Origin of the sequence: Mixta sp. BE291 (genome assembly GCF_031457955.1) — a bacterium.
Taxonomy (GTDB): Bacteria; Pseudomonadota; Gammaproteobacteria; order Enterobacterales; family Enterobacteriaceae; genus Mixta.
In genome coordinates this window covers 68,003-75,154 of the sequence record NZ_JAVDXN010000014.1, presented here as the reverse complement: position 1 = coordinate 75,154, position 7,152 = coordinate 68,003, and the positions used below count along the sequence as shown (strand labels likewise).

Here is a 7,152-nt window from a genome sequence, read left to right as displayed (position 1 = left end):
ATGCCGAACTCAGAAGTGAAACGCCGCAGCGCCGATGGTAGTGTGGGGCCTCCCCATGCGAGAGTAGGGAACTGCCAGGCATCAAACAAACGACGGAGCCTCAGCGAAAGCTGGGGCTTTTTCGTGTCTGCGGTCCGGCAAAAACGGTGGACTCTCAGCCTGCCTGCGTCTGTGCTCTGCAGAAAAGCGGCGCTTTTTGCGCATATTGTCCCCATGCATCCGGCAAAATCGGTGCTTTTTTACCCGGTCTGCGTCCGCGCCCGACAGAAAAGCAAACGTTTTAGGCATCCGATACCCGTGCGTCCGGCAGACACCGTATGTTTTGTGATCATCCTGCGCGCGCAGCTCACCGGCAGCGGCGAATTTTTGTCTTTTATGCCTCTGCGCTCAAAAGAAACTGACATATTTCTGACCTGTTTTCAGCCTGATAGCTCAAAAAAACTCCTGCCGCTTCACAAAACCAGCTCACTGAATACAAAACATTTTCTTAACATTACGCTTTAGTGCTTTACTGACTTTTTGCCCCTTGGGCAGCAAGGAAACACAGTGAGGCATAACATGACTGATGTAATAACCCGCAGCAAACCTGACGAAGAACCCAACGGAACATCAAACAAAGCCCGTATTCGCGCTATCATCGGCGCATCTTCCGGTAACCTTGTTGAGTGGTTTGATTTCTACGTCTACTCCTTTTGCTCCCTCTATTTCGCACATATATTCTTCCCAACCGGCAACACCACCACGCAGCTGGTACAAACGGCTGGCGTTTTTGCTGCAGGTTTTTTAATGCGTCCCATCGGCGGATGGCTTTTTGGCCGCATTGGCGATCGTCATGGTCGTAAAACCTCGATGCTGATTTCTGTTTGCATGATGTGCTTCGGTTCGCTGGTCATTGCCTGCTTGCCTGGCTACGCCACGTTAGGCGTCTGGGCACCGATACTGCTGCTGCTGGCTCGCCTGTTTCAGGGGCTATCGGTCGGCGGAGAGTATGGCACCAGCGCAACCTATATGAGCGAGGTAGCGATAGAAGGACGCAAAGGCTATTACGCCTCTTTTCAGTACGTTACCTTAATCGGCGGCCAGCTGTTGGCGTTACTTACCGTAGTGATATTGCAGCATCTATTATCACCGGAAGCGCTGCGCAGCTGGGGATGGCGCATTCCTTTTGCTTTAGGTGCGGTGCTGGCGATAGTGGCGCTCTTTCTGCGGCGCTCATTAAACGAAACAACCAGCGACAAAACCCGACAGCATCAGGATGCTGGCCGGTTACGCGGCCTGTGGAAACATCGTCGGGCTTTTTTAATGGTGCTGGGTTTCACTGCGGGTGGGTCGCTTAGCTTCTACACCTTCACCACCTATATGCAAAAATATCTGGTCAATACCGCCGGGATGGATGCCAAAAGCGCCAGTGCGTTAATGACCCTGGCGCTGTTTATTTTTATGCTCATTCAGCCGCTAATGGGCGCGTTATCTGACAAAATTGGGCGTCGTAATTCCATGCTTATTTTTAGCACCGGCGCTACCTTATGTACGGTGCCGATTTTGACGTTACTGCAGAACAGTGACAGCGGCTGGGTGATATTCATATTGGTGATGCTGGCACTATTAATTACCAGCTTTTACACCTCTATCAGCGGCATAGTAAAAGCAGAAATGTTTCCACCGGAAGTACGCGCGCTGGGCGTTGGTCTTTCCTATGCGCTGGCGAATGCGATTTTTGGCGGATCGGCGGAATATGTCGCGCTATCGCTTAAAGCAGCAGGACATGAAACCTGGTTTTTTTGGTATGTTTCGGTGATGGGCGTGCTGGCGCTGCTGGTATCGTTGATGTTGCACCGCAAAGGGCAGGGGATAAAACTCTAAACTATTGGCCCAGGTTCCACAAAGCGAAGCCGGCCGCAGCACCGGCAACATCCCAGCTTAGATCCTTCCAGCTCCAGCCGCTTCCTTGCGGGCGGCTGTCATAAAACTCTTTCGCCGCCCCGAGGCTTAACGCAAACATTAAGCCGAAACTGTTGCTGCGCTGTTGCGACCAGTTTTGCTGCTGCCCATACTCATTGCCTGCGGCAGTGAGCAGCGCAGAACCGATAAAATGTTGTGCCTTATCCTGACCCGTCCAGCTATCCTGCGCCATATGGCTGCAGCCTGTACAGCATACGCATAAAACCAACATGATTCGCATCGTCGCTCCTGAAGCGGCAAGTGCATCAACGCGTGTTATGCATCCTCATGCCTACAGGATGCGGCTGATAAGTCGATCGATTCTGATACGGCGCAGGCGTCGGATCAGCTTACGCACTTTTACCGGATAATCGGCAATGCTGTCGAGGTCGCGATAGTGTTTCACCACGCTGGTATGCTGACGAATCAGGCTCAGCTCCTGCTCGCGCTGCTGCGCCAGCTCCTGTAGCGGATCGTGGATCAGTACCGCATTTTCCAGATCCAGCCGCCAGGCGCGCGGATTAAGGTTATTGCCGGTAATCAGCATCCACTCCTCATCCACCCACATGCCTTTCAGGTGATAGCTGTTCTCGCCTTCTTTCCACAGGCGCACGGTAAGCTGGCCGTTACTTACATAATATTGCAGCCTGCTCAGGAAACGTCGCAGATTGATCTCGTACAGATAGGGCAGAGCACCGATGATTTTAAACGGCTGATCTTGCGGGATATAGAAGTCGTTTGCCGTTTTATCGCCGACGATAATCTCCACCTCTTTGCCACGACGCAGCAGCCAGATGATATTGCGCACCAGAATCGCAGGCAGATTAAAATAGGGCGTACAGAGCGTCAGCTTGTGTTCTGTGCAGGGCATCAAATGATAGATGGTTTTATTGAGCAGGCTACGTTTTCCCAGCCCAACCAGCGGCGTCACCGCCAGCTCTTCGTTACCGGCATTGGCGGTAAAATGGTAATCAAAGCCGCGCAGATCCTGGCGGAACTGACGCGTTTCATTTTTGATTTCCGGACTGGTAGGGCGCTCATGCTGATCAAGCCGATGCACCGCTTCCGCATTTTTCAAATTGCGATCGATCCATTCATACATGGTATCGGCCAGCTGCGGATTACGAATCAGCTGATAACGATCGTAGCGATATTTGTCATGTTGATGCAGATAGACATCATTGATGCTGGCGCCGCTATAGAGCAGCGTATCATCAATAATAAAGCCTTTCAGATGCAGCACGCCCAGCGCCTCGCGGGTATTAACCGGAATGCCGTACACCGGAATCGCGATATCCGCATGCTGGTTGGCCATATCACAATACCAGTCGGCGTTCGTCACGCCTTTCGCGTCACCAATTCGGCCGCGCTGCGCCCGATGCCAGTCAACCAAAATGCTGATATCCAGTTCCGGGCGTGCACGCCTGGCCGCGTAAAGCGCGGAGAGAACGGCGCGTCCGGCGTCATCATTTTCCAGATAGAGCGCCACAATGCAGATACGCTGCGTCGCGCTGGCAATTTTCTCCAGCAGTGTCGTGCGAAACTCGGCGGGTGAGTAAAGCGTGGTGACATCAGCAACTGACTGAGACAGTTTGGGCAGCTGTGCGAGGTGTTGTTGGTGTTTATTACGCTTAAATTTAGACAACATCACAGTGCGCTTCTTCTCTCTTCATTGAGTGGTCTTCTGCCATAAAATCATGGTTCTAACCGACAATATTAACATTAACTTGCGCCAAAGGGCGATCTTCGCGGTTAATGTTGCTCGCCAGCGTGAGTAAGCGGCAGATGCAGGCTCACGATACCGTCCTCCAGCTGCACATCCACACTGAACCCCAGCTTCTTCGCCAGGGTAATCATGCCCTGGTTATGAGGCATGGTAATACCATTTAACTGCAACAGGCCATGACTACGCGTATAAATCAGCATTTTTTCCAGCAGTTGCCTGCCAAGTCCTAAACCTTTTAGATCTGAGCGCACCAGAATAGAAAATTCCGCATCGGTGTTATCCGCATCAGAAATCGCCCGCGTTACGCCAATAATCGCTTTTTCACCCTGTTGCTCGCGAACGGCAACAAACGCCATTTCTCGATCGTAGTCGATTTGCGTCATATTGGCTAAATCCTCATGGGTAAACTCGTTGATCTCACTAAAGTAGCGATAGTAGAGATCCTCTTTCGTTACCTGAGCGATAAAGCGCTGCAGCAGCGGTTCATCTTCCGGCAGAATAGGGCGCAGCAAACAGCGCTCGCCGTTTTTCATGGTAATCCACTCTTCCAGCGTATGTGGATAAGGACGAATAGCCAGCCGCGATTCATTCACCCCGTCGAAGCTGGCCAGCGTCAGCGTGACGTCCAGCAGGGTAAACTCATCGCCCGCCGCCAGTAGCGGATGAATATCAAGCCGCTGGATCTCCGGACAGTCCACAATCAGGTTAGAAACCTGCACCAGTACCTGACTCAGCGCGGCGATATCCAGCGGTTGCAAAGCGCTACGTCCGCGAATCTTACCGCTTTTAATCGCCTGAATAACCAGGTAGCGCGCCAGCGTCATATTCAGCGGCGGCAGCGCCACGGAAGCATGTCGATCCGCCCGCCACTCGACGCCGCCTTCGCCCAGCATAATCACCGGGCCGAACAGCGGATCCTGCTCCACCACAATACGTAGCTCCTGGGCTCCCGCCCGATTCGCCATGCTTTGCACCAACAGCCCATGAATGCGCGCCTGCGGCCAGGCCAGCTTCACGCGATCGATAATGGCATCGGCGGCCAGCTGAACTTCGCCGGGCGTACGCAGATAAAGCATGACGCCCTGCACATCAGACTTATGGGGAATATCCGGCGATCGCAGCTTTAACGCGACCGGATAACCGATTTGCCCGGCGATATGTACCGCTTCCGCGCTATCGCCAGCAATCCAGGTGGGCAGCGTGGTCAGGCCATAGGCCTGTAAAATAGCCTGCACTTCGTGGGTATCCAGCTGCGTCGCCCCTTCGTCTAACGCCTGCTGGATCAGCTGGTGGGCATAAGCGGTATCCTGTTTCAGCGTGGCCGGTAGCGCGGGCGTTTCGCGCAGCTGCTTTTGGTTGCGGCGATACTCAACCATATGCATAAAGGCGGTTACCGTGCCTTCAGGCGTGCGATAGGTCGGGATCGCCGCGTCGCTGAATGCCCGACGCGCCTCCTGCGAGGAGTGCTCGCCGCACCAGTTGGTCAACAAGGCCAGATTCTTGCCACGCGGATGTTGTTTAATCAGCGCGATCAGTTGATGTGCGGTTTCGGTCGCGGGCGCAACGGCGCTGGGGGCATGAATAATCATCAGCGCGTCCAGCTCATGGCAGTCAAGCAGCGTGGAGACCGCCTGCAAATAGCGCTCTGGCGTGGCGTCATCTTTCAAATCGAGCGGATTGTCAGGAACAATTTCCACCGGCAGCTGCGCGCGCAGCGTGGTTAGCGTGGCGTCATCCAGCTGGGCCAGTTTGCCGCTGCGCAGCTGGAGCGCATCCAGCGCCAGCGCCGCAGGTGCCGCGCCGTTGCTGACGATCATCAGCCGCTCGCCGCGCAGCGGACGCATATGGCTTAAGGTTTCTACCGCCGAGAACAGCTCATGGGTATCCTGAACCCGCAGCAGACCCGCGCGTTGGATGGCGGCATCCCAGGCGGCATCCAGTCCGGCATGGGTTTTCAGCAGCGCCTGGGCCTGCGGGCTGCGACCGCTTTTGATCACCAGAATGGGCTTATTGCGCGAGGCGCTACGAGCGGCGGAAACAAAACGGCGCGCATCGCTCAGACGCTCCAGATAGAGCAGGATGGCGCTGGTTTTACCGTCACGCGCCAGAAAATCGAGCAGATCGTCAATGTCGGTATCCAGGCTGTCGCCGAGGGCAATAAACCAGGAGAAGCCGAGCTGCCGCTGCTGCGCCCAGTCAAGAATGGTATTGGAAACGGCCGCCGACTGAGAAACAAAGGCCAGCTTACCTTTTAAGATGGGAACCGGCGAAAAACTGGCGTTCAGCCCCTGCCAGGGCGCCAGCAGACCAAGGCTGTTGGGGCCAAGCAGACGGATCTGCCACTGGCTGGCGCAGGCTTTCAACGCGGGCAGCTGGCTTTCCGACGCGGAAAGAATAATGCAGGCTTTACAGCCTTTCTCGCCGAGCTGCTGTAACAGATCAAGATTACGACTGGCATTGGTACAGATCACCGCCAGCTCAGGCGCAAACGGCAAACTGGCAATATCGGGCCAGGCGAGAACGCCCGACACCGCCTTATATTTCGGCGTCACGGGCAGCACCGGGCCGCTAAAGCCACCGGCCAGCAGGTTGCGCATCATCAGATAACCCGCGCGTCCCGGTTTGATCGACGCGCCGATAACGGCGATCGATTTTGGCCGTAACAGCGCTTCCAGTCCACGTTGACTCATTTCCCATCCCTCTGGCGATAATTAAGCAGAGTCTAAACGCTTTCTGCCTGGTCTGCCGTGAGGTGAGCCGGATGATGCGGTTTTCCTGCCAGATAGCGCTGGCGAAACAGAGTGAAATGCGCACCAAGCGCCTGCGCGGCAGCCTCATCGCCCGCCTGGCGCAGCAGCTCAGCGGCCACTTCGGCGGTACAGTGCTGGCCCGCGCCGTGCGCCTCGCGCAGCGTATAGCCGGAAGGCGTACTCAGGCGCAGCGACATCACCGGCAGCGCATCCAGCCACGGACTTTTACGAAACATTTTTCGTGCTTCGGTCCAGGTGCCATCGAGCATAATAAACAGCGGCGGCTTACCGCTGAGCGGCGGGCTATTCAATACCGGACGATCGGGGTCAGCGTAGGATTCCGGGAACACCACCATCGGCTGATAGTCAGTGTTTGCTACCGCAGCAAGCAGCGCCGGATCTGGCTCGGTGCGTGACCAGCCGAAAGCCTGCGTCGCGGGAAGGATATCAGCGATCAGGCGGCCGGTATTGCTGGGCTTCATTGGCTCGGTATCAAACATCACCAGACAAAAGCGGCTGCGGGCGGATTGCGGGCGGATAGCGCTGCACAAACAGAGTTTTTGCGGCAGCAGGCAGCCCTGGCAGCGCAGCACACGATTGCCACGAGCAAGAAAAGGACGGGTAGCGCGCGCCAGGCGTTCGGCGCGCAGGCGTAAAACGGCGTTATGAGTCATGACATTGAGCTGGCAAAAACGCCATTGTAGCGGGAAGTCGGCAGGAAGCGTAGCGCGGCTG

General features: G+C 55.5%; 5 protein-coding genes and 1 rRNA gene. 2 read left to right on the top strand and 4 right to left on the bottom strand.

Translation table 11 applies throughout. From position 1 onward, the window contains the following. Together rrf and J2X14_RS20580 are read left to right on the top strand one after the other, a co-directional pair. Positions 1-80 (top strand): 5S ribosomal RNA (rrf, locus tag J2X14_RS21045); the annotation flags it as partial. A gap of 478 nt (positions 81-558) precedes the next feature. Further along, positions 559-1,863: an MFS transporter gene (locus tag J2X14_RS20580; protein WP_352413004.1), complete on the top strand. Its 1,305-nt coding sequence runs from the start codon at positions 559-561 to the stop codon at positions 1,861-1,863. 1 nt (position 1,864) lies between these two features. On the opposite strand, the gene J2X14_RS20575 is transcribed toward J2X14_RS20580, so the two are convergent. The 4 genes from J2X14_RS20575 to J2X14_RS20560 form a co-directional block, all read right to left on the bottom strand. Further along, positions 1,865-2,173, bottom strand: coding sequence for a YfiM family lipoprotein (locus J2X14_RS20575; protein WP_502890037.1), 309 nt, complete (start codon positions 2,171-2,173; stop codon positions 1,865-1,867). Positions 2,174-2,233: 60 nt separating this feature from the next. Next, on the bottom strand, positions 2,234-3,589 hold the full coding sequence (pssA, locus tag J2X14_RS20570; protein WP_352413008.1) for a CDP-diacylglycerol--serine O-phosphatidyltransferase: 1,356 nt from the start codon (positions 3,587-3,589) through the stop codon (positions 2,234-2,236). Between the two features lie 104 nt (positions 3,590-3,693). After that, positions 3,694-6,357, bottom strand: a complete 2,664-nt coding sequence (locus tag J2X14_RS20565; RefSeq protein ID WP_352413002.1) for a bifunctional acetate--CoA ligase family protein/GNAT family N-acetyltransferase — start codon at positions 6,355-6,357, stop codon at positions 3,694-3,696. 32 nt (positions 6,358-6,389) lie between these two features. Continuing rightward, positions 6,390-7,091, bottom strand: coding sequence for a tRNA-uridine aminocarboxypropyltransferase (locus J2X14_RS20560; RefSeq protein ID WP_352413001.1), 702 nt, complete (start codon positions 7,089-7,091; stop codon positions 6,390-6,392). Between the last annotated feature and the right edge of the window lie 61 nt (positions 7,092-7,152).